At 46.2% G+C, this 496-nt stretch carries 1 protein-coding gene; it reads right to left on the bottom strand.

Features of this window, described 5'->3' with window-relative positions; translation table 11 throughout:
- A partial coding sequence (locus AC25JC_RS17330) for an FAD-dependent oxidoreductase (RefSeq protein ID WP_486924518.1) occupies window positions 1–496 on the bottom strand: 496 nt, incomplete at both ends.

Genomic DNA, 496 nt, shown 5'->3' with positions numbered 1-496 from the left:
GCTGCTTCTACACCTGAGTTACCACCACCGATGACTGCAACACGTTTACCTTTAAACAATGGGCCGTCACAGTGCGGGCAGTATGCAACACCACGTGTACGGTATTCTTGTTCACCCGGAACGTTCATTTCTCTCCAACGTGCACCTGTTGAAAGAATCACTGCTTTAGATTCAAGTTTTGCACCATTCTCTAAAGTCACTTCAACCAAGCCATTGGCTGTTTGATCTGCACCTTTGATGTCAGATACACGTTGCAAGTTCATGATGTCCACACCGTACTCACGTACATGTGCTTCCATTTCAGCAGCAAACTTAGGACCTTGGGTCTTTTGAATCGACGTGTAGTTTTCAATGTCCATGGTATCCATAACCTGACCGCCCATGCGTTCAGCCACGATACCGGTTTTAATACCTTTACGTGCAGCATAGATTGCAGAAGTATTACCTGCAGGGCCACCACCAATCACAAGGACATCAAAGGCTTCTTTGGCATTTA

The sequence above is a fragment of the Acinetobacter sp. P37 genome (genome assembly GCF_057480965.1).
This window is presented reverse-complemented; position numbering and strand designations above follow the sequence as displayed.